Annotated in this window: 19 protein-coding genes; 10 read left to right on the forward strand and 9 right to left on the reverse strand. The window is 61.9% G+C overall.

Annotated elements, in window-relative coordinates; translation table 11 throughout:
- Positions 1 to 24 precede the first annotated feature (24 nt).
- Positions 25 to 1,068: a LacI family DNA-binding transcriptional regulator gene (locus AC5RT3_RS10940; protein WP_494124154.1), complete on the reverse strand. Its 1,044-nt coding sequence runs from the start codon at positions 1,066 to 1,068 to the stop codon at positions 25 to 27.
- Positions 1,065 to 1,466 carry a hypothetical protein gene (locus AC5RT3_RS10945; protein WP_494124155.1) on the reverse strand — a complete coding sequence of 134 codons (402 nt, stop codon included), beginning with the start codon at positions 1,464 to 1,466 and terminating at the stop codon, positions 1,065 to 1,067. The genes AC5RT3_RS10940 and AC5RT3_RS10945 overlap by 4 nt, the downstream gene beginning before the upstream one ends.
- Here AC5RT3_RS10945 and AC5RT3_RS10950 point away from each other — a divergent pair.
- Positions 1,465 to 2,091 carry a TetR/AcrR family transcriptional regulator gene (locus tag AC5RT3_RS10950; RefSeq protein WP_494124156.1) on the forward strand — a complete coding sequence of 209 codons (627 nt, stop codon included), beginning with the start codon at positions 1,465 to 1,467 and terminating at the stop codon, positions 2,089 to 2,091. The genes AC5RT3_RS10945 and AC5RT3_RS10950 overlap by 2 nt on opposite strands.
- On the opposite strand, the gene AC5RT3_RS10955 is transcribed toward AC5RT3_RS10950, so the two are convergent.
- The 6 genes from AC5RT3_RS10955 to AC5RT3_RS10980 all read right to left on the reverse strand — a co-directional run bounded on the left by AC5RT3_RS10955 (position 2,088) and on the right by AC5RT3_RS10980 (position 9,749).
- Positions 2,088 to 3,599 (reverse strand): glycoside hydrolase family 43 protein, encoded by a 1,512-nt coding sequence (locus AC5RT3_RS10955; protein WP_494124157.1) that lies wholly within the window; start codon positions 3,597 to 3,599, stop codon positions 2,088 to 2,090. The genes AC5RT3_RS10950 and AC5RT3_RS10955 overlap by 4 nt on opposite strands.
- Entirely contained in the window at positions 3,596 to 4,459 is an 864-nt protein-coding gene (locus tag AC5RT3_RS10960) for an ATP-binding cassette domain-containing protein (RefSeq protein ID WP_494124158.1), read from the reverse strand. The genes AC5RT3_RS10955 and AC5RT3_RS10960 overlap by 4 nt, the downstream gene beginning before the upstream one ends.
- Positions 4,459 to 6,246, reverse strand: a complete 1,788-nt coding sequence (locus AC5RT3_RS10965; RefSeq protein WP_494124159.1) for a dipeptide/oligopeptide/nickel ABC transporter permease/ATP-binding protein — start codon at positions 6,244 to 6,246, stop codon at positions 4,459 to 4,461. The genes AC5RT3_RS10960 and AC5RT3_RS10965 overlap by 1 nt, the downstream gene beginning before the upstream one ends.
- Positions 6,243 to 7,184 carry an ABC transporter permease gene (locus AC5RT3_RS10970; RefSeq protein ID WP_494124160.1) on the reverse strand — a complete coding sequence of 314 codons (942 nt, stop codon included), beginning with the start codon at positions 7,182 to 7,184 and terminating at the stop codon, positions 6,243 to 6,245. Before AC5RT3_RS10970 ends, AC5RT3_RS10965 begins: the two co-directional genes overlap by 4 nt.
- Positions 7,185 to 7,252: 68 nt before the next feature.
- A complete protein-coding gene (locus tag AC5RT3_RS10975; protein ID WP_494124161.1) occupies positions 7,253 to 8,746 on the reverse strand; it encodes an ABC transporter substrate-binding protein in 1,494 nt (497 codons plus the stop codon).
- A gap of 400 nt (positions 8,747 to 9,146) precedes the next feature.
- Positions 9,147 to 9,749: a TetR/AcrR family transcriptional regulator gene (locus tag AC5RT3_RS10980; protein WP_494124162.1), complete on the reverse strand. Its 603-nt coding sequence runs from the start codon at positions 9,747 to 9,749 to the stop codon at positions 9,147 to 9,149.
- Between the two features lie 93 nt (positions 9,750 to 9,842).
- On the opposite strand from AC5RT3_RS10980, the gene AC5RT3_RS10985 reads away from it, so the two are divergent.
- The 9 genes from AC5RT3_RS10985 (at position 9,843) to AC5RT3_RS11025 (ending at position 21,251) form a co-directional block, all read left to right on the forward strand.
- Entirely contained in the window at positions 9,843 to 10,622 is a 780-nt protein-coding gene (locus AC5RT3_RS10985; RefSeq protein ID WP_494124163.1) for an SDR family NAD(P)-dependent oxidoreductase, read from the forward strand.
- A gap of 102 nt (positions 10,623 to 10,724) precedes the next feature.
- Complete coding sequence (locus AC5RT3_RS10990) at positions 10,725 to 12,362, forward strand: FAD-dependent oxidoreductase (protein WP_494124164.1); 1,638 nt, start codon at positions 10,725 to 10,727, stop codon at positions 12,360 to 12,362.
- Between the two features lie 638 nt (positions 12,363 to 13,000).
- Positions 13,001 to 15,445: a beta-glucosidase family protein gene (locus AC5RT3_RS10995; RefSeq protein ID WP_494124165.1), complete on the forward strand. Its 2,445-nt coding sequence runs from the start codon at positions 13,001 to 13,003 to the stop codon at positions 15,443 to 15,445.
- Between the two features lie 10 nt (positions 15,446 to 15,455).
- Positions 15,456 to 16,862: a glucuronate isomerase gene (gene uxaC / locus AC5RT3_RS11000; RefSeq protein ID WP_494124166.1), complete on the forward strand. Its 1,407-nt coding sequence runs from the start codon at positions 15,456 to 15,458 to the stop codon at positions 16,860 to 16,862.
- On the forward strand, positions 16,859 to 18,310 hold the full coding sequence (locus AC5RT3_RS11005) for a mannitol dehydrogenase family protein (protein ID WP_494124167.1): 1,452 nt from the start codon (positions 16,859 to 16,861) through the stop codon (positions 18,308 to 18,310). Before uxaC ends, AC5RT3_RS11005 begins: the two co-directional genes overlap by 4 nt.
- The gene (manD, locus tag AC5RT3_RS11010; RefSeq protein WP_494124168.1) at positions 18,307 to 19,536 is read left to right on the forward strand and encodes a D-mannonate dehydratase ManD; all 1,230 of its coding nucleotides are present in this window, start codon (positions 18,307 to 18,309) and stop codon (positions 19,534 to 19,536) included. Before AC5RT3_RS11005 ends, manD begins: the two co-directional genes overlap by 4 nt.
- A complete protein-coding gene (locus AC5RT3_RS11015) occupies positions 19,533 to 20,069 on the forward strand; it encodes a gluconokinase (RefSeq protein WP_494124169.1) in 537 nt (178 codons plus the stop codon). The genes manD and AC5RT3_RS11015 overlap by 4 nt, the downstream gene beginning before the upstream one ends.
- A 141-nt stretch (positions 20,070 to 20,210) precedes the next feature.
- Positions 20,211 to 20,645 carry a MarR family winged helix-turn-helix transcriptional regulator gene (locus AC5RT3_RS11020; RefSeq protein WP_494124170.1) on the forward strand — a complete coding sequence of 145 codons (435 nt, stop codon included), beginning with the start codon at positions 20,211 to 20,213 and terminating at the stop codon, positions 20,643 to 20,645.
- Between the two features lie 327 nt (positions 20,646 to 20,972).
- On the forward strand, positions 20,973 to 21,251 hold the full coding sequence (locus AC5RT3_RS11025) for a hypothetical protein (protein WP_494124171.1): 279 nt from the start codon (positions 20,973 to 20,975) through the stop codon (positions 21,249 to 21,251).
- A gap of 36 nt (positions 21,252 to 21,287) precedes the next feature.
- Here AC5RT3_RS11025 and AC5RT3_RS11030 read toward each other — a convergent pair whose 3' ends face one another.
- Positions 21,288 to 22,385 carry a Fis family transcriptional regulator gene (locus AC5RT3_RS11030; protein WP_494124172.1) on the reverse strand — a complete coding sequence of 366 codons (1,098 nt, stop codon included), beginning with the start codon at positions 22,383 to 22,385 and terminating at the stop codon, positions 21,288 to 21,290.
- Between the last annotated feature and the right edge of the window lie 44 nt (positions 22,386 to 22,429).

Below are 22,429 nucleotides of genomic sequence, written 5' to 3' on the forward strand. Positions count from 1 at the left end.
ACAAAGCTGCACTCCAGCCCCGGGCTAGGTCCTTGCCCCTGGCGGGATCCGGCCTGTTGATCCGCGAGCCACGAGTTCTGTCACCAGTTCCACCGGGGCAGGTTCGTCATTACCCCGCACGCTCTCTACGAGGCGACGGACCGCGTATTCGCCGGCTGTGCCGAGAGGCGTGCGGATTGTGGTCAATTGGGGAGAAGTGAACGCGGAACCGAAGATGTCGTCGAATCCAACGATGCTTAGCTCTTCCGGTACGGAGATGCTTGCTTCCTGGCAGGCTGTGAGCAGACCGATGGCCATGAGGTCATTGTAGGCAAGGACCGCTGTGGCGCCGGCTGCCCGGATTCGGCGCAGTCCCTTATGGCCACCCTCCACAGTGGGCTGGCCTGGACCTATCTCAACAATCGACATGCCTCGGTCCAGGGCTTCTTCCAGGATCACTTCCCAGCGCAGCGAGTTCATCCAGGAGTTGGCCGGGCCTGACAGGAAGGCGGCAGAACGATGGCCGAGCTTGTGTAGATCATCCAGCGCATGCCTGATTCCCGGGACGACATCGGGGACCACACTGGGCAGCCCGGGCACAGCACGGTTAACCAGGACGACGGGTTTGCGGCCTGCGGAGGCACGGATGTCGTCCTCGGACAATCGGGTACCCACCAGAACCAGCCCGTCAACGGAGGCCAGAAGCCGCTGGACGGTTTGCGCTTCCAACTCCGGGGACTCCTGTGACTCGGCGAGGACAAGGGTGTAGCCTTCGGCCTCTGTGGCACGCCCCGCGCCACGAATAAGGTCAAAGTAGACAGGATTCGTAATGTCGGACATAACGAGGCCTACCGTATTGGTCATCCCCGTGGGCAGCGCCCTAGCCATCGGATTGATCCTGTAATCCATGGCGGTTGCCGCATCCCTGATGCGTTGAGCCGTCTTGGCATTGACCCGACCAGGATTGCTCAACGCTCTGGACACTGTGGACGGATTGACGCCCGTCGCGCGGGCGATGTCGTAAATGGTCGGCTGGGCTTTACGGGCGGGACGTATTGCCTTCTCATCAGCCACAATCTTTTCACTCACCCGAAAATCTCCCCGGCCAAAAGCAGCTTCACGTAAACGCCATCCTGCCTAAGGATCAAACGCCGGGTGGCTGCCCCCTCGTGGGCAAGCCACAGAATGGAGCCGTCATCCGTCACGGCATCAACTAGGCCGCGGTCAAGGAAGGTGCAATGTCGGTGGATTTCCACGAACCGGTCCTGGAGCTGTGTCCAATCATCGACGGGCTGCCAGTAGCCACCCAGCTCGCCCGGACTCTTCACAGGGCTTTCTTCGCGGCACATCATTTCCTCCCTTGCCGGCCCCCAGGCAACGGCTCTGTTTGATGATGATTGATTGTCAATTCCACCAAGTGCGTACCAATGAAATTTCAATCCTGATGCTATTTTGGTGTTAGAAACGGCGACGATAGGAATCACCATGCCCACGGCCACGGCCAACCAGCGCGGACCGTATGCGAAGACCGCGGCACTGCAGTTGAGAATCCTTGAGACGTGCATCGAGCTCTTTGGGCAGACAGGCTTCCACAACCTGACCATGAAAGAGGTGGCGCAGCGCGTTGGCATAAGTCACACGGGGCTCCTCCATCACTTTGCCAATAAGGACGAGCTGCTCTCCGGCGTTCTGAAGCTCAAAGACCAAAAAAGGAGGGAGTTCTTTCGTGACCGCGGCGTGGACGTGTTGAACGTACCGGAAGGTACCGCGGCCATTATGGCAATGCTGAAGACCGTAGCGGCAAATGATTTGCAGCCGGGTCTGATCGAGTTGCACAGTACGCTCTCCACGGAGGCCACTTCTCCAGACCATCCAGCCCATGAGTACTATCGGCAGCGCTATGCAACCTCCATAAGCGTCTACACCCGAGCGTTCGCGGCATTGGCAGAACGTGGTGAGCTGAAAAGCGACATCGCCCCCGAAGACCTGGCGGCTATGTTCGTGGCATTGACTGACGGACTGCAAATTCAATGGCTGTATGACCGGGACACGGAACGGATTCAACGGCATGTCCACCTGTTCCTCCGTTCGTTCATTCCTGACATTGACTAAGGTGTTGCTGCGGTTGTTTCCAGGGTTGCTTCGTTGATTTCCGATGCGGGAAACCCCTGGTACTCGAAGCTGGCGAGTCTTGCGGGCGAACCCAGCGCCTCGACGCCGATGACCCGCCCCGTGAAGCCGCCGGCGACCTCAGTTGAGAGATAGCGGCCGTCCGCGCTCGCGAGCCTGCAGAACTCGTTGTTCTTGAGGTACCCCAGCTCGAGTGTGTCCGGGCCGCTGCGGAACCGGCGCCCGGCCTCCGGTCCCACGGCCCGGATAGCGAGCGGCGACACAGGAAAGACCCCGTCCTGGACAGCCAGTTCCTGATCGAGCGGTCCCACCACCAGACGCGCCTTTAGGTGATCTCCACATCTTTCAACTCCGGCCCAATGTTGATCATCGATGCCCACCACGAGGGCGGCATCACCGTCAGGAATTGTTGCAACGGCGGTCCATTCCGGATCGCGGGCTCTTACAGCCAGCAGGTTGACCGCCTCTGTCTCCTTAACCCCTCGGCCCTCGGAGAGAATCAGCCCGGGTTCGCCGTCCCGGGTAGTGAAGGAACGCGGGTTGACCCCTGGAGAAATCCATCGAGGGTGCAGCTCATTCGTGGAGAAATTGTCGCCAAACGACGTTGCGGCTCTCGGGGGGTCAAAGGATTCCGGCCGGACGACGGGCCAGTCCTCCACCCAATCCACGCCGGCGAGAAAGGTTTCCCTCCCATTGACATGGTATTTCGGGAACGAACCGCGCGGACGCACGCCCAGGTAGACCATCGCCCAAGTGCCATCGGTGCATTCCACCAGGTCAGCGTGGCCCGTGTTTTGGACAGAATGCGGGGTACTCCGATGCGAGAAAACCGGGTTCTGCGGATGTCCTTGAAACGGACCCTCGATGCTACGGGAACGCGCAATTGAGACGGAATGTCCGTGATGGGTGCCGCCCTCCGCGACCAGGAGGTACCACCAGCCGTTGCGTTGGAATAGGTGCGGCCCCTCGGGATGGGCAAGGCCGGTACCTTTCCACAATTCATGTGGAGCCGACTGGAGGTCACCGGTAGTCGGGTCCACGGTCGCGTGAAAAATTCCGCCCATGGGATGGGACCAGGTGAGGTGGCAGGTTCCCTCGTCGTCCCAGGACAAATCGGGATCAACCCCCACCGCACCTGTCGTGTACACAGGGTCAGTCCATGGACCCGAGGGGTCCTTGGCGCGGACGATAAGGTGACCGCGGCGGATGTCCGTGATGTTGGTAGTAGCCAGCCAGAACTCGCCGTCGTGGAACCGGAGCGTTGGTGCATAAATGCCTCCGCCGGCGCCCGTGATGCCCGGGCGCACATTCAGCTGGGTCTCCCGATTTAGGACATTGCCGATCTGGGTCCAATCGAGCAGATTCTTGCTGTGGAAGATGGGCACGCCTGGAAAGTATTCGAAGCTGGAGTTCACCAGGAAGTAGCTGTCGGCTACCCTGCAGATGGACGGGTCCGGGTGGAAGCCGGGAATGATCGGCTCCGTGGTCATGCGCGGACAACACCTGCTTGCAGGTCCTGTTCGCGGTGGAGCTCCAGGAGCCGGCGTCGTTCAGCCCGTCTTTTCTCCTGAGCCACAGGATCGGCAATCGGGGCTGCGAGCAAGAGCCGCTGTGTGTAGGGGTGTTCAGGGTCCGATGTCACCACTTCAGCTGACCCGGTCTCGACGATATCTCCCTTATAGACAACGCTGACCCTGTGGCTGACATGCCTGACCACGGCAAGGTCGTGGGAGACGAACAGGTAGGCCACCCCGGTTTGACGCTGAATATCGATAAACAGGTCCAGGACCCGCGCCTGGGTGGAGAGGTCAAGTGCAGAAACCGGCTCGTCGCACACAATGAGCTTGGGCTCTGGGGCCAGGGCGCGGGCAATTGCAACCCGTTGGCGCTGGCCACCGCTGAACTCACGTGGGAGCCGTTCGATGGCATCAGCGGGCAGCCCCACTTGGTCAAGGAGCATCTTCACACGCGTTCGAGCATCCGCCCGGGTACGGCCCTGAATAATGAGTGGCTCGCTGAGGATGTCGCCGATTGTCATGGACGGGTTAAGGGAGGTGTAGGGGTCCTGGAAGACTACTTGGATGTCCTTGGACAGTTCCCTGCGTTCCTTGGGGCTGACATGGGTGATGTCCCGGTCCCTGAAAGTGATCTTGCCGCCGCTGGGTTTGACCAGTCCCAGTACTGCGCGGCCAATTGTGGTTTTTCCTGAACCGGATTCGCCAACGACGCCAAGAGTCTCGCCTTCGCTGATCGTCAGGGAAACTCCATGCAGGACCTCGTGTGGCTTGGCGCGGAAACCGCGACCGGGGTAGGCAACCCTCAGCTGGTTTACATCGAGCAGGGTGCTCATCAGTGCTGCTTTCCGACCGGGCTGTGGAAGGCCATAGGGCCATCCTTACGCACCGTGGTCTCGTCGAGAATGGAGTCTAGAAGCATGGTGGTGTAGGGGTGCTGGGGATTGTGGAAGATATCCAATGCAGTTCCCGATTCCACAATCTGTCCGTACTGCATCACGGCGATGCGGTCACAAATGTCCGCTACAACGCCGAAATTGTGAGTGACCAGGAGTACAGCCATGTTCAGTTCTGCCTGCAGGTCACGCAGGAGGTCCAGGATTTCGGCCTGAACGGTGACATCAAGAGCGGTGGTCGGTTCATCGGCGATGAGAAGCTTCGGCCGGCTTGCCACGGCTCCGGCAATCAGAACCCGCTGGGCCATACCTCCGGAAATCTGATGCGGGTAGGAATGGAAGGTCCGATCAGGGTCCGTGATGCCGACACGCTTCAGGAGCGCGAGCACGCGTTCCTTCGCTTCCTTAGCCGACATGTCGGAGGATGCACGGATACCTTCGACCAGCTGGGCGCCCACCGAAAAGGACGGATCCAGATTCGACATCGGTTCCTGGGGAATGTAGGCGATGGACCGGCCACGGAGGGAGCGAAGTTCCCCTTCGCTGAGGCCAAGAAGCTCACGGCCGTCCAACTTTATTGATCCGCGGGTGATAACGGCCTCAGGAGGCAGGACGCCTAGCACAGCAAAAGCTGTCTGCGTCTTTCCTGAGCCGGACTCACCAACCAAACCCAAGGTCTGGCCGGCAGCCAGCTCCAGGTTAACGCCGTTGACCACTTCGCGGAGTTCCCCTGTAGGTGTGGGATAAGCGATTGCGAGGTCCCTAACGGTCAGCAGCAGGGGTTCGTCGATGGTCGCCTCCTGCTGGTCCGGTGGTGTTGCCTGGACCTTCGCCGTCGGACGCTTTGCGGCTTTGGGCCGGACGCCTTCGAAGGCGTCACGCAGTGCATTGCCGAGCAGCACCATTGACGCGGTGATCACGCCCAGAAGCAGGCTTGGCCAGAGGAATTGGGTGGGCTCTTCATACAGGTTCAGGAATCCGTCAGCGATCATCGCACCAAAGCTGGGGATGGTGTTGGAACCGACGCCAAGGAACGCCAGGCCCGACTGCAACGTGATGGCTGAGCCGGCAAGGAAAGCTGTGGCGATGATGATCGGTCCGCGGACAACGAAGAGAACATGCCGGGCCAGGATTCTGATATCCGAAAGGCCCGATACTTTCGCGGCATCAACGAACAGTTCGTTCTTAACCCCGACAACCTGGTTTCGGACAATCCGATAGATCCCCGGAGAAAGCAGGACCCCGTAGATCAGCATTGTGGAGCGGTAGTCGCCTTTGGTGACAGGCATGAGGATGATCAGGAGGAGGATGCCGGGGAACGTCATGATGAGGCTGAAGACCCACTCGGTGACGCCTTGGAGCTTGCGCCCGTAGTAGCCTCCGATCAAACCAAAAGTCACGCCGATTACGAGGGCAACGCTCGCTCCGATCAGCCCGGAGATCATGCTGGTGTTGATGGAGTGGAGCAGGCGCGTAAAGATGTCCTGCCCGTTCTGGTCACCGCCCAAAGGGTATCCGGGAGTTCCCATGGGTGCGTTGATGGCATCCAATGAGGCCTCGTTGGGCCCATGCTGGGTCAGGAGCGGGGTCAGGATTCCGAGCAGGGTGATGACCAGCAGCAAACCTGCCGTGATGACAGCCTGGGGGTCCTTAAGCAGTTTCCGCCATGCCGACTTACGGGGGGCAGCTGTGTGGACCGGTTCGACGATGAGTTCTTCGACGCTCAAAAGATTCTCGCTTTCGGATTGAGCCACCCGTTCACAAGGTCGACTAGTAGGTTGATGCAGACCACGAGCAGAACGCTGAACAGCGTGATGCCCATGATCACGGTTATGTCCCCCTGCAGGGAGGAGTTGAATGCAAACGTGCCGAAACCGGGCAGCGCGAATACCTTCTCAATGATGAGAGCCCCGCCGAGCATGGCGATGAACTCGAAGGACAGCACGGTCAAGGCAGGCCCGGCGGCGTTCCGCAGGGCATGTTTGAGAACGATGGACCGTGTCGAGATCCCCCGGGTGCGCAGGGTCCGGACGTAGTCCTTGCGCATTTCGTCGATCATCGTGCCACGGACTTGGGCCGTGATGTTCGCGGCGCCGCCGATAACGAGCACGATGACGGGAATAGTGATGGTGGCTGCCCATCTGCCCGGATTCACACCGAAGGGGGTATATCCCGTTGCGGGCAACATTCGGAGGTTGATGGCGAAGACCACAACCAGCACAATCGCGATGAGCAGGCCCGGAATGACGTAACCCACCAGGGACGCTGCCTGTGCCAGGCGGTCCACGATGCCGCCTCGGGTAGCTGCGACGACTCCGAGAGTGACACTGATCAATACGGTAATAGCCAAGGCCACGAGCACGATGGACAGCGTGACGGCCAACCGTGAAGCAACCGCTGGTCCGACCGGTTCGCTGGTGAACAACGACGTACCAAAGTCACCGCGGAGCACTCCGCCGAGCCATTCAAAATACTGGACCAGTACGGGACGGTCGAAGCCAAGTTCGGCCGTCATTGCTGCCACTGATTCGGGAGTGGCGACGCTTCCGAGGCGGGCCCGGACGACCGCGTCGAACGAGAGGCTAAGCAGAAAAAAAGTGATCAGTGTCACCAGCATTGCGAGCAGGAGTCCTGTCCCAAGCCGGCGCAGAATATAGGTGGTCATGAGGGTCCTTCAAAGAAGTAAGCAGGGGAGGAGAGCCCCGGACAAACCACGCCCGGGGCTCTCCGTTATCACTTCGTGGCGTTGAACGCGCGGATAGTGCTCATGGTGTTTGAGCCATCACCGAGATACTCGATGCCGTCCTTGGTCGCCCAGATGGTGCCAAGGTAGAACAATGGCGAGGTCAGGGCGTTCTCTACGATGTGTGCGTTGATTTTCTTATACAGATCTGCGGCCTTGGCTTCATCGGACTCAAGGGAAACCTGGGAGGCGAGCTCCGTCAGTTCGGGGTCTTCAGTGCCGAAGGGGTTAAGGAATCCGGGATTCCCGAAGTTGTTCTGGAGTTCCCGCTGTGTCACGTTGAGCCCATCGATGAAGAACACCATGGGATATTTCTTCGAGGAAACAGCTGCGGCGGCGTTCTGCGGAGGAACTGGCTCCCAGTTCACCTTAATGCCAATGTCAGCGAGCGGTTGGGTGATAAGGGGTTCGAAGGACTTCGAAATCACGGTGCTCGGCATAGTGACTTCGAACCCGTCCGCGTATCCTGCCTCTGCAAGCAGCTTTTTCGCTCCGGCAGGGTCGAACTTGTACGTGTCATCCAACGAGGGGTCGTAGGCTGCACCCTTGGGATTGAAAATTTGCACTGTTGCCTTGCCGGATCCGCGCAGGACCTGCTGGACCAGCTTCTCCCGATCAAAAGCCATATTGATGGCTTTGCGCACGCGTTCGTCAGCCAGGGGCTTCAAAATCGTGCCCTCGCGGTCGGCAAGTACGAGGTTGGCAACCGCAGTGGCCTCCACCTTTTTGGTCTTAAAGCCCGCGCCCTCGATCTGCTGGACCTGCTGGGCCTCAACGTTTCCCGCATCGAGTTCCCCGGCCTGCAACGCGTTAAAGACGGCGGTGCGGTCCTGGATGACCCGGACAGTCAGGGTCTTGAAGGGGTACGCCTTGGCGTTCCAATAATCGTCGCGGCGGTTCAAAACGTAGGTGGTACCTGGAACGGTCGCGCTCTGATCAAGCGTGTACGGGCCCGAACCCGTGGGGTTCAAGGCAGTGGTTTTGTCGTTGAGGGTCTCGGGGTCACCGATGACGCCGGCTGCCAACGCCATGTTCTGAAGAAGCGAGGGGTCCTGTTGCTTCAACTTAAGGACGACGGTCTTGTCGTCCGGGGCTTCAATGGACTCGACGGACGCCAGCTTCCCCTGTTGCTGGCCTGGCGTGGTCCGGGTCCGCTCCAGCGTTCCCGCGACGTCTTTTGCCGTCACCGGCTCGCCGTTGCTGAACGTCAGTCCGTCCCGCAAGGTCAGCGACAATGTCAGGCCGTCCTCGGAAAGCTTCCAGCTTTCCGCTGCATTTGGCTGGAGCTTGCCCGCGTTGTCGACGTAAAGGAGCGTGTCAAAAACCGACCCCCAGACATAGGTCTGCTGACCCTCCTGGAGCTGGGCGGGATCAAGGGACGCCGGAGCTGAATTGACTGCCAGAGCAATGGTGGCGTTGGAGTTGGCGCCGGTCGAACCGGAATCGGCCTCTTCCTGGGCGGGGCTGCCAGAGCAGGCAGTCATGGCCAGCAAGACAGCTGCTGCAACTGAAGTAGCGATTCCGGAACGGAATCGAGGTCGGGTCACACGGGTGTTCACAAGAACTCCTTTGGTCATGGAATGAGTTGCCTGCACTGTAGAACGTCAACCTGCAGTGGGCCTCGCGGAAATTAGTAACAGCTTTCTAATTTCGTACTGAAACCAGTGAAGCATCCTTTGAGGGCCCTGACAACCGATTGCGTTAACTTTTTTGAGGTAACTTCAGCGGCAGATGGAGGCGCAGGGCGGCTGTAAAGCCTGAGGCCATCTTCTGGGGCGAACTCAGCGCTGGTGGAGCCGACGGAAGCCCGGATTGGGCGGTGCGGTGCCGTTGTTGCGGACTCGGCCCAAGGGAGCGGCCGGGAAGGCGCGTGGAGCGAAGGGGTCAGAGCCTGTCTAGATGCAGGACAGCCAGGGCTGCCTCCAGGTGTGCTGTGGGCGAAGGCTCATCGCCGACGGCCCACTGCAGCCAAGCCTCAAATGAAGCGCCAATAAGGGCAGCGCAAAAATATCGTGCTGAAGTCTCCGAGATGCCGCGGGCGGTCAGGTAGGAGCGTGTCCGATCACGCTGCCCCCCCAAAAATTCGTAGCTTCGGCTCATCAGTTCCGGATGTTCCGCGATCAGCCGCAGTCGTCCGCGGGTAACTGCGAGGTCCGGAAGTGCGTCAACACCGGCAATCAGCGCATCGCGAAGGCCATCCAGGATCTCCTGGGCTGTCGCATTAGGAGCTGGAGGCGCGTCCAATAGAGGCACGGAGGCCTGGATCGCCGGTCCCATCCCGCCCCACACCAGGTCCGCCTTGTTGGCGAAATGGCGGTATAGGGTCTTGCGCCCGACCCCTGCCTCACGGGCGATGTCTTCCATGGAGGTTTGCTCGTACCCGTGCTCAGCAAAAATGCGCAGCGCTAGGGCCGCCACGGCGTCAGGGTCGATGCTCACCGGCCGCCCCCGGGCCCGGGTGGGGGTGACCAAGTTGTCCGAAGGCATCCCACCAGTATTCACCCTTCCATAATGACACAGTGTGTCATAAGGTGGGTGGCGCGGCCATCACCGAATCTACTCAGCGTCTGGAAGGACATCATGAGCAACGAAGCCACGTGGCAAGAAGCCATCACCAACAACCGCTTTGCAGGGAAAACCGTCATCGTCACCGGTGCAGCCTCCGGGATCGGTCAGGCAACTGCCCTGCGTATTGCGAAGGAGGGCGGCAAGGTCATCGCCGCCGACATCAGCAAGGAACGCCTGGACGTGCTGGTGGAAGAGAATCGCGGCCTGGACCTGGTGCCTGTGGCCGGCGACATCTCCACTGAAGAAACGGTCGCCGCCGTTGTTGCCGCGGCCGCCGGGCGGGTGGATGCCCTGGCCAACGTCGCCGGGATCATGGACAACTTCGCTCCCATCCACGAGGTGGATGACGAACTTTGGGACCGCGTCTTCCGGATCAACGTCACCTCGCTGATGCGCCTCACCCGCGCCGTAACACCGTTGATGCTCGACGCCGGCGCCGGCTCGGTTGTGAACGTCTCCTCCGAGGCTGGCATCCGCGGGTCCGCCGCCGGTGCCGCCTACACCGCCTCGAAGCACGCCGTCATCGGCCTCACCAAGAACTCCGCGGTGATCTATGGACCCAAGGGGCTTCGCTTCAACGCGGTGGCTCCCGGCCCCACCATCACCGGCATCGAGGCGAACTTCGGATCCCGGATGGCCGCAGAGCGCCTTGGCCCGCTGATGCAGGCCAACATCCCCACCCCGGCAACAGCCGCGCAGCTCGCTGCATCCATCACCTTCCTGCTCAGCGAGGACGGCACCAACGTCAACGGCGCCATCCTCGCCTCTGACGGCGGCTGGTCAGCCCTGTAATGAACTGAAACGGACGACGGCGGGAGGTTCCGTCGTCGTCCGCGTCCAGAGCCAGTCCCGGTTAAAAGCGGAACCGGCGCCCATGTACTGAAGGAGCAGAGCATGTCAGAGTCAAAGCCTTTTGACCACAGCTATGACGTCGTCGTCGTCGGCACAGGTGCCGCGGGGCTGGCGACAGCAATGGGTGCCGCGGATGAGGGCCTGCGGGTCCTCCTGCTGGAGAGCACCGGGAAGTGGGGTGGCAACACGGCCATGTCGGGGGGCGGCATGTGGCTGCCCAACAACCCGCTGATGCAGCGCGACCGCGCCGGCGACTCCCGCGAGGAAGCGCTGACCTACCTCGAGACGACGGTCGGCGAGGAGGGGCGCGCCACCACACGGCTCCGGAAGGAGGCGTTCGTCGACGGCGTCTACGACTTCATCACCACGGCGGAGAAGTACGGGGTGAGGTTCGAACGTGCGGCGGACTACCCCGACTACTACCCCGAGCTCCCGGGCGGCAAGATCGGCCGTGGCCTGGAGGTGAAGCCGTTCGACATCAAAAAGATCGGCCACTGGTGGAAAACCTGCCAGGCGCCCGCCGCGCTGCCGATTAAAACCGACGACATATGGCTCCTGGGCCGTGCCTGGTCGACCCCTGCCGGTTTCATCCGCGGGACGCAACTCGTCTTCCGCGCCCTCGGCGGCCTGGCCACCGGCAAGAAGCTTGCCGGCATCGGCGCAGGATTCGCCGCTGCGTTCCTTGACGTCGTCGTGCAAAAGCAAGGTGCCGACCTGTGGCTGAATGCCCCGCTGCAGGAGCTCATCGTCGAGGACGGCCGTGTCGCAGGGGTTCGGATAACGCGGGATGGCAAGCCCCTGACCATCGGCGCTACACGCGGCGTGATGCTTTCCGGCGGCGGTTTTGACCACAATAAGGACCTCCGCCAAAAGCACCACGGGATCGACGGCGCCCCATCCGGCGCTCCGGGCAACCTGGGGCGCCCCATCGAGATCGCGCAGGACAACGGCGCAGCACTTGAGCTCATGGACGACGCATGGTGGGGCGGATCAATCGCCGCAGCACCCGGCCACGGCGCTGCGTTCATTGTGGGGGAGCGTTCCCTGCCATACTCGGTCATCCTCGACGCCAAGGGTGACCGGTTCGTGAACGAGTCCGAGTCCTACGTCGACCTCGGTCACCACATGCTCGAACACGACAAAGACGGCCCGTACTGGCTGGTCGGAGACGCCCGGCACGCCCGCCGCTACCTTCGCACCTTCGCGATCGACCCGAAGAACAACAAGGCAATGAAGGACGCGGGGATCATGGTCAAGGCAGACACCCTCGCCGAGCTCGCCGCAAAGCTGGACGTGGATCCCGCACGGCTGGAAGCGACGGTTCAACGGTTCAACGGCTTCGCCCGCTCCGGCGTCGACGGCGACTTCGGCCGCGGCAACTCGGCCTACGACCGCTACTACGGCGACCCTACAGTTCGTCCGAACCCCTGCCTCGGCCCGCTCGAAAAGGGCCCGTTCACCGCCTTTAAAGTGGTCATCGGAGACCTCGGCACCAAGGGTGGCGTTGTCACCGACGGCGATGCACGTGCGTTGCGCGAAGACGGCACGGTCATTGAGGGTCTTTACTCCGCTGGCAACAACTCCGCCTCCGTCATGGGGCGGACGTACCCCGGCCCGGGCTCCACCATCGGACCCGCCGTCGTGTTCGGCCTCCGCGGGGCCCGACACATGGCACGCTAAGCCGGCTGAAATCGGAGGGAAGCATCCCAGGGGACTGGCTTCTCGTTTGTCGCAACCGAATTCGACGCAGCGTGCAGGGCGCAGGCTACGCACGCTCGTCGTCGTCAATTGAGAGCCCACGCCCGCTCGAGGCTTACCTGTCCGGTGGGCACCGGTTCAGCCCCTGTGCGCTAAGGCACTGAAAGCAGGGGGTCCCTGCCTTCGGGAACCGCATGATGAAACTCCAACCACGGCAGGAGCGCCCGCTGCGGGCGCTCCTGCCGTGTCTTGTGACGGCTGCGCTCAAAGATGGTGCGATCTGTGCCCCCTTAGGGATGTCCATCAACTCCACGCAGGTCAACAATATCGGGGCGCCCCTGGCGTCCGAGCGGGGCGGGAGGGCTCCTATTGCGGGAAGCAGTCGGACATCAACGTAGCCGGCAGCCTCCCTGCCGAAGAACCCGCACGTTCCAACGTTGCGCTCACCTGAACCCCCAGGCCGGTAAAGACCATGCGTGAAACGCAAAAATTGGCATCCGAAAAACGGAAACCGATTGCCAAGAAGATGCTAGGATGAATTTCGAAACGTGTCACTAAATTCAGTAGCGGGTCCCGTTGATAGCCGCACTACGGCATGCGAGCCACACGAAAGGTCACCGATGACTTACCAGAACCCCTCTCTCCCTGTAGCCGAGCGTGCGTCGGACCTGCTGAGCCGCATGACTCCGGCGGAGAAAACCATGCAGCTCGTTGGGATCCTGCCGCAGCCGCTCCTTGGAGCCGACGGAATTGCCAAAGGGCAACTGAGCCGGCACCTCGGCCAGGGCATCGGCCACATCTCCGGTGTAGGCATGGCAGGCGGTGGACCTGAGCGTTTGGCCAAGATGAACAATGACATCCAGTCGTTTTTGCGCGACTCCACCCGGCTGGCAATTCCCGCCATCCTGCACAACGAAGCGCTCAATGGTGTTGTTGCAGAAGGCCACTCCTCTTTCCCTACGGCTATCGGTCTGGCTGCGACCTGGAATCCGGCCAAAGTCCGTGAAATGGCAGAGTTGACCAGGCGGCAGATGCTGTCACTCGGTATCCGTCAGGGGTTGGCGCCCGTCCTGGACGTGGCGCGGGACGCCCGCTGGGGCCGGGTGCATGAAACGTATGGCGAAGAAGTCCTGCTCGTCTCGGCAATGGGCGTGGCTTTTGTGCAGGGCCTGCAGGGGGAGGACCTCCGCCAAGGTGTTCTGGCCACAGCCAAACATTTCCTTGGTTATGCGATGACGGAAGCAGGCCAGAACCTTGCTGCCACGCAACTCGGAATGCGGGAACTCTACGACGTCTACGCAACGCCCTTTGAAGCTGCCATCCGCCTCGCCGGCCTTCGCAGCGTCATGAACAGCTACTCGGAAATTGACGGTGTACCGGTAGCAGTATCGTCAGCCGTGCTCACGGACCTGCTTCGACAGAAGCTGGGCTTTGAAGGGACCGTGGTGGCTGATTACCGCACCATTCAGTATCTGGTGGAACGCCAGCGGGTGGCCCGGACTCCTGAGGAAGCGGGAGTGATGTCACTGACCGCAGGCCTGGATGTCGAACTGCCCAGTGCCTACGGCTATGGACCGGCACTGGCCACGGCCGTGGAAAAGGGGATGGTCGATGAAGCTTTGGTGGACCGGGCTGTTCTAAGGGTCCTTACCCACAAATTCGAACTCGGCCTGTTTGAGGACCCTTTTGTGAACGAGGATCCAATCCGGTTGAGGTCCGTGGCGAAGGAAGGCCGTGAACTGTCGGAGGAACTGGCCGCCCAATCGGTAACCCTGTTGAAGAATGAAAACAATCTGTTGCCGTTTGACCGCGGTGTTCGCCGCATCGCGGTCATTGGCCCGCACGCGGACTCCGTGATGGTCAACTTCGCCAATTACACGTATCCCACGGCTCTGGAAATGATCAAGGGGATGATGACCGGCCGCTCGCGGATGGTCGGAATGGAAGGGGCGCTCGATGGCATGCCCGAGGCAATGAGAAAAGCTGCCGAGGAGCGCGTCAGTGCCATGGAGAACCTCGATTTGGAGAAGGTTGTCCGCGAAGAATATGGGAGCCAGAGCCTGGCAGAGGCAGTCGGGATGCTCATGCCAGAAGCGGAGGTCGTCACCGTTTCGGGTACAGGTGTCCTCGATTCAGATCCGCACGACATTGAGGCGGCCGTGGCTGCCGCCTCAGCAGCTGACGTGGTCATCCTCGCTATTGGCGGCAGGGCGGGCGCCTTCTCCGGAACAACCACGGAAGGTGAAGGCACGGACTCCGCAAACATCGACCTCCCCGCACGGCAGGTACAGCTTGTAAAGGAAGTGACAGCAGTCGGGAAGCCTACCGCAGCGGTCCTCTATATGGGCCGCCCCTACGGGCTCTCCGGCGTGGATGACGCCCTGCCCGCCCTGGTGACCGCCTACTACCCAGGCCCGGAAGGCGCCACGGCCCTCGCCCGCGTACTCTTTGGCCTTGCTGCTCCTTCAGGCAAGCTCCCATTTTCGATCCCCCGGCACTCAGGGCAAGTACCGATCTACCAGGCGCAGAAAAGAGGCAGCGGCTACCGGCGCGAAAGTATCGACATGGCCAAGGCCTACGCCGACATGCCAAGCACCCCCCTGTACGCATTCGGGCACGGGCTGGGCTACTCCGAGTTCGAATACGGTGAACTTCGGATTGAGCCGGCGGCCATCACTGCAGAGCAGGAAGTTACGATAACTGTCCCTGTCAGGAACGTAGGAACAATCCGCAGTGCAGAAGTTTCCCAGCTGTACGTCGGCCTGCTGGGAACGGGAATCACCCGGCCCGCACAACAGTTGGCAGGATTCGCGCGAATAGAACTTGAAAGCGGCGACGAGGCAGAAGTCAGTTATAAAGTCCGGGGCTCACAGCTGGGACATACTGCTCACGACGGCCGGTTCGTCGTCGAGCCGGGAGAAGTTTCAGTGTGGGTGGGCTCGGCCTCAGACGACCTCCGGGCTCATGGCTCCTTTACGGTTCTTGGTGACCAACCTGTAGACGTCTCTGGGACCCGTAGTTACTTTCCTGAGGTCAGGGTTCTTCAAGCAATGAGAGCTGAGTGAGTTGACGAGTATGTCACAGTCGATTGCCGCCCACCCAGACAGGCTCCTGCCCGCAGATCCCGGGACGCGCAGCATCGCGCGTTCCTTGCTGGAGCGAGTGCAGGACCTGCCCATAATTTCTCCGCACGGCCACGTTGACGCCGCAGTCATCGAGCAGAACACGCCGTTTCCCGATCCTGCCGCCCTCCTGGTCAGCCCTGACCACTACGTCACCCGCCTGATCCATGCCAGCGGGGTCCCCATGGACCGGCTGCGCGACGGAGCGGCGTCGGCACCCACATCGCGTGAGGTCTGGAGGACGTTTGTGGAATCCTGGCCGCTGTTTGAAGGCACGGCCTCGGGCTACTGGCTGCGCACCCAGCTCGATTCCGTGTTCAAGCTGGGTACAGACCTTGGGGAGATGTCGGCTGATGCCAGTTATGCCGCCCTTGCCGCCAAGCTCCAGGAGCCGGGCTTCCGGCCGCGGGAGCTGTTCAAGGATTTCAACATCGAGGTCCTGGCCACCACGGATGATCCGCTGGACACGCTGGAAAGCCACAAGGCCATCGCGCAGGACCCCAGCTTCCACGGGCGCGTCCTGCCCACCTTCCGCCCCGATGCCTACCTCAACATCGCCCACCCGGCGTGGTCGGAGAACGTGGATAAGCTCATCGCGGCAGCGGGTGACGGCGGCACGGGCTATGGCGCTTACCTCGCCGCGCTGGAGAACCGGCGTCGTTATTTTGTGGAGCACGGTGCCGTGTCGGCGGATCACGGGGTGCTGACGCCCGCGACGCTGAAGTTGGACGCCGCTGATGCGGCCAAGCTGTTCGACCGTGCCCGTTCGGGCGAGGCAACAGCCCAGGACCGGGACGCCTTCGAAGCGCACATGATGTACCAGATGGCGAGGATGTCCGTGGAGGACGGCCTGGTAATGACCATCCACCCGGGCTCGTACCGCAACCACCACGAGCCCACCTTCAACGCCTTCGGCGCTGACACCGGACACGACATCCCGTTCGCGATCAACTACACAGAGGCCATCCGGCCCGTGCTGCAGGACTTCGGCACCGCCAAGGACTTCCACCTGGTGCTCTTCACGCTGGACGAGACCGTGTTCTCCCGCGAACTCGCCCCGCTGGCGGGCTTCTATCCGTCTGTGTACCTGGGCGCTCCGTGGTGGTTCCTGGACGCACCGGACGCGATGCTGCGGTTCCGCTCCGCAGTGACAGAGACTGCTGGTTTTTCCCGTTCCTCCGGCTTCATCGACGACACCCGGGCTTTCTGCTCCATCCCGGCCCGGCACGACGCCTCCCGCCGGATCGAGGCTTCCTTCCTGGCCCGGCTCGTAGCCGAACACCGTGTCAGCGAGGACCGTGCGCACGAACTCATCGTGGACATTGTGGACAGTTCACCCCGGCGGGTGTTCAAGCTGTGAGCGCGGAATTGCACCTCTCATCCTCCACCACGGACGTTCCGCAGCTGGACCGGGCGCTCCGCCCGGGACCCAAAGCCCCGATCCGCATCGTCCACCTGGGATTGGGCGCCTTCCACCGCTCCCACCAGGCGTGGTACACCCAGCAGGCAGGGGACGCCGCGGAGTGGGGGATTGCCGCTTTCACCGGCCGCCGTCCCGATGCCGCCGTCGCGCTGGCCCAGCAGGACGGCCTGTACACCCTGGTGGAACGGGCAGACACAGGTGACTCGTTCACGGTGGTTGACAGCATCGTGGACGCGGTGGATGGGGCAGACGTTGAGCGGCTTTCCGGGCTTGTGGCCGCACGCGGCACTGCCGTGGTTACACTTACCATCACTGAGGCTGCCTACGGAGTGGTAGCTGACGGACGGCCCGACACGGCAGCGCCCGAGGTCGCCGCGGACCTTGCGCTGCTGGGCTCCGGCAGTGGGACACCGGCCACGCCGCTGGGACGGCTGGTGCTGGCACTTGCCGCCCGCCGCGACGCTGGGGCCGGGCCCATAGCCGTGGTCTGCTGCGACAACCTGTCCAACAACGGCGAGGTTGCACGGCGGGCAGTGGCCGGGTTCGCCGGTGTGCTGGATGCCGGGCTCGCCGCCTGGGTCGACGCCAATGTCAGCTTCGTCAGCACCTCCGTTGACCGCATCACCCCGCGGACCACGGATGAGGACATCACCGGCGTTCGGGATGCATGCGGCTACCGGGATAATTCACCCGTGGTGGCGGAACCCTTCTCCAGCTGGGTGCTGAGCGGGGATTTCCCCGCTGGCCGCCCGCGCTGGGAAGACGCCGGTGCCCTCTTCGTGGAAAACATCGAACCCTACGAAAACCGAAAGCTATGGCTGCTCAACGGCGCACACTCACTGCTGGCCTACAGCGGGCAACTGCGCGGGCACGGCACCGTGGCAGAGGCACTGGCGGACCCGGTGTGCCGCCAGGCCGTGGAAGCATTCTGGGACGAAGCCGAGGCCAACCTTCCTGGTGGGGAACTGCAGATCCCTGCCTACCGCGCCGCGCTGATCGCGCGGTTCAGCAACGCCAGGATTGCCCACAACCTCGCCCAGATCGCCATGGACGGCAGCACCAAGCTTCGGATGCGCGCTGTACCGGTACTGCAGGCCGAACGCGCGGCCGGCCGCTCAGGGGCTGCCGCTGCGTCCATGATCGCGGCCTGGATGAACTACACCGCAGCCAGCGCATCCTTTCAAGACCCGCTGGCTGACGCCGTGGACGCCGCCAACCTGCTCACCGACACCAACCGGACCCGTGCCCTGCTGGCCCTGGTGGACCCCATATTGGCCGCTGACGAATCTGTGGTTGAGCTGATCGAGAGCTTGCAGGGAAGCTTTGACAAGCCCGCCTCCACTTCAACTGAGGCACTTGCCTCCCCTCGAAAGGATTCGCTGTGAAAATCATTGCCGCCGACGTCTTTGTAACAAGCCCGTCCCGTAACTTCGTGACGCTCCGGATCACCACCGAAGATGGCGTGACCGGTATTGGTGACGCCACGCTGAACGGCCGCGAGCTTGCCGTCGCCGCGTACCTGAAGGAACACGTAGCGCAGCTGCTTATCGGTAAGGACCCGCACCGGATCGAGGACACCTGGCAGTTCCTGTACCGCTCCTCCTACTGGCGCCGCGGCCCCGTGACCATGGCTGCAATCGCCGCAGTGGACATGGCGCTGTGGGACATCAAGGGCAAAATGGCCGGCATGCCGGTGTACCAGCTCCTGGGCGGGGCATCCAGGAACGGTTTGCGCGCCTACGGCCATGCCTCCGGCGCGGACCTGCCGTCTCTGTTCGACTCGGTCCGGGAGCACCTGGAACTCGGTTACAAATCCATCCGTATCCAGACCGCAGTCCCCGGCATCAAAGCCGTGTACGGTGTGGCCGCCCAAGCACAGGCCTCCGGCGAACGCTACGACTACGAACCCGCCGGCCGGGGCACTTTCCCGCTGGAGGAGGACTGGGACACCCGCGCCTACCTGCGGCACCTGCCCACCGTGTTCGAAGCCGTCCGGAACGAGTTCGGCCCCGAGATCCCGCTGCTGCACGACGGCCACCACCGGATGACTCCGATCCAGGCCGCCAAACTGGGCAAGGCCCTGGAACCCTACGACCTGTTCTGGCTGGAGGACTGCACCCCGGCCGAAAATCAGGAAGGCCTCCGCCTGGTCCGCCAGCACACCACCACCCCGCTGGCCATCGGTGAAATCTTCAACACCGTCTGGGACTACCAGACCCTCATCAAGGAACAACTGATCGACTACGTCCGCGCGGCCTCGACCCACTTCGGCGGGATCTCCCCGTTGAAGAAGGTCATGGATTTCGCCGCGCAGTACCAAATCAAGTCCGGCTTCCACGGCCCCACCGACATCTCCCCGGTGGGCTTCGCCGCGCAGCTGCACGTGGGCCTGGCCATCCACAACTACGGCATCCAGGAATACATGCAGCATTCGGACAAGACCAACGAGGTCTTCGAGCAGTCCATGACGTTCGTGGACGGCTACCTCCACCCGGGCGACAAGCCAGGGATCGGCGTTGAATTCAACGAGGAAGCCGCGGCGGCCTACCCCTACCAGCAGGCCTACCTGCCCTACAACCGCCTCATCGACGGAACGGTCCACGACTGGTGAGCATTTCCAATACCGAAACCGGGCAGCCCAAGCTCCGCGTCATCGTGATGGGGGTTTCCGGGTGCGGCAAGACCACCATCGGAGACCTCGTCGCACGGGAACTTGGCGTCCCGTTCCTCGACGGCGATTCTCTCCACCCCTTGGAGAACGTCGCCAAGATGGCGGCCGGCACGCCCCTAACCGACGAGGACCGCTGGCCATGGCTCGCCACCGTAGGCGCCGAACTAGCGAACGCGGGCGACGGCGGCATGGTCCTAGCTTGCTCGGCGTTGCGCCGCAGCTACCGCGACGCCATCCGTGCACATGCCCCGGACACGATCTTCCTGCACCTGCACGGCAGCAAGGAAGTGCTCAGCCAGCGCCTCGAGGGCCGGTCCGGGCACTTCATGCCGCCGGCGCTGCTCGAATCCCAGCTCACTACGCTGGAACCACTAGCAGGCGACGAACCCGGCGTTGTGGTGGACATCGCAGCACCCATCCAGAACGTAGTATCCGCGGCTTTATCGATTCGCGGGACCGCTAAGCCCCGATAGCAAATCATGAAGAAACCAGCGAAGCCAACGCCGCTCCAGCGGACCACGCTGAACTCTTCAAGCAGGTCCTCCAACTCAACGGCCGGGAGTAGCCACGAAACTTTAAACCTTTCAGTCCGTGGACTCTCTAGCAATACCGAAATGACACTGAATCCCGGCACGACAGCGAATCTGGTATCCGAGATATTTGATCTCCAACGGGCAGTGCGTTGCATCACTGCAGCCAGCTCGCGGCGGGAAGGAACTGGACCAGCACTGCACTTCGTACTTCGGCTCGTAAATGAGGGGGAGTGCCGGGCCACCAGGCTCGCCGAGCGACTCGGTGTTGGTACTCCAGTCCTCAGCCGCCAAATCGCGGAGTTGGAGGAACAGGGTTTGGTGGTCCGGAGAAAGGATCCCGATGACGGCCGGGCCCACGTCGTAGCCCTAACACCGCTGGGCGCGGACAAACTTGAGCACCTGGAAGGCCAGCGGTCAGCCATGTTCCAGGAGCATCTATTGGACTGGACCGAGGACGATGCGACGAGAGCGGCGGCCGTCCTTCGTCAGCTCACTGATTCGCTAAGGAAGACCTGACCCCGGGCGTCAGAAAACACTGCCTAATGCCCTTAGTCAAAATGCAAACCCCAGCCTCAGCGCTCACTACAGCACGTCGACATGACTACAGCCGTGTGCACTCACATCAAGCGTCAGCCTATAACCCGGGAACACACCAGGTTCGCCGCGCAACGGGAGTTCTCACAGCTACTTTTACCCCCGTGCTCTAACTGGCATGCACGGGTATTCATGAGCCGGGAGTTGCTACGTCCGTCATTTGCGCGACGTAGAACGAGACTCGGGCTGCTCATGGACGGGGACCGGTGGGCTCATGACAGAAAGGTCCTCCGGTTGTAGGCTCCGGATATGTCTGAGGGTCGGAAGCGCCTTGAGCCGCGGATGACGCGGGGCGGATTTCGTTTGCAGCTGGTCATGGTGGCCTTGCTGGCCGCTAATGCAATCGTGCAAATTGCATTCCGGTGGGATGAAGCTTGGGATGCATTCCGCTACCTCATGCTGGCGATGCTGATTATGTGCGCGGTCTTCACGGCCTACCTGTTCTACGTGCGCCACTACGACGGTCATTTCTGGGACGAGGAAGAGACCCGTCGCAAGGACTGGGATCGTCGGGGCAGGCAGCTTTAGGTTTACCGTCACGGACGCAAACGGTATCGACCCGTTCTAGTTCCTCGGACTTCCATCCTGGGCTGCCTCGTTTACTGCCGCGATGTAGCGAGCATATGTCGCGGCTGAACTGGTGGCGTGGCGTTCGATGGTTTTGGGGGAGTAGCCAAGGGTCTCGGCGATGATGGCGACCGGGGCGAGTTTGGTGAGTTCGTGGAGTGTTCCGAGCCGTGCGGCGCGGGTGCTGAAGATCCGGGTGAGGCGTTCGGTTAGGTGGCCGGGGTGGATATGTTTTCCGGGGGATCCTCCGGTGAAGACCCAGTTGCTGTTGGGATGTGCGGCTGTGAGGCCATGCCTTGGGTTCTCAGCCAGCTCCCGCCAGGGCTCATCCAACGGGGCTGGCAGCGCGATGTTTATTGATCCGAGCTGGACGGTGACGAGTTCTTCAGTGACCGTCACGTCTTCCCACGTGAGCTGCGCCATGCGTTCGGCCTGTTGCCCGAAAACCAGGACGAGGACCGCGGCGGCCTGATCGCGTGCCTCGATTTGTCCGCCGGCGTGAAGCACGCGGTTAAGTGCTTCGTCCTGCCCTGTTTTATCGAGTTTGGCGCTCGTTCCACGACGATGCGAGATGATAGTCAGCCCTGCAGGAGCGGCCTTCGCCTTGATGGCCCATTTCAGGAAGTGTTCGGCGATCCGCCTGGTGGTGGGTCCTTCTGCTTGCCAGAGGTCGAGATGAGCTTGGGTCAGCCCGGCGAGGCTGGCGCCGTGGCTGGTGAGCCAGTTGAGCAGGTCGATTGCGACCGTCACTTGCTGCTTGGCTCGGAGGAAGGTGCCACGGGTGATTTCGTCCATCTGGTTCATCCGACGAAGGTGATGCCACCGGATGTAGCGACGGATAATGTCGCGGTTCTCAGGGTTGTTGATTCGGTCGAGGGCTTGTGCAGACCAGCTCTCGTAGCGCGTGCGAAGTTCGTCGCGGCGGGGGAGAACACCGTGCTCGATGAGGAGGCCCCGGACGTATTCACGGGTCCGCGAGTCGGGCAGTTCGTCGAAGACGTCATGCGTGATCGTTTGCGCGACGGCGAGGTTTCGGAGGAAGGCGGTGACGTGCTTTTGCTGAATCCAGGTAATGCCGCTGTTGGCGCGTTTCATAGACCTTAACGCCGTGGCGAGCGGAATCAAGTCCGGGGCCATTG

This window comes from Arthrobacter sp. Y3221159 (assembly GCF_059089885.1).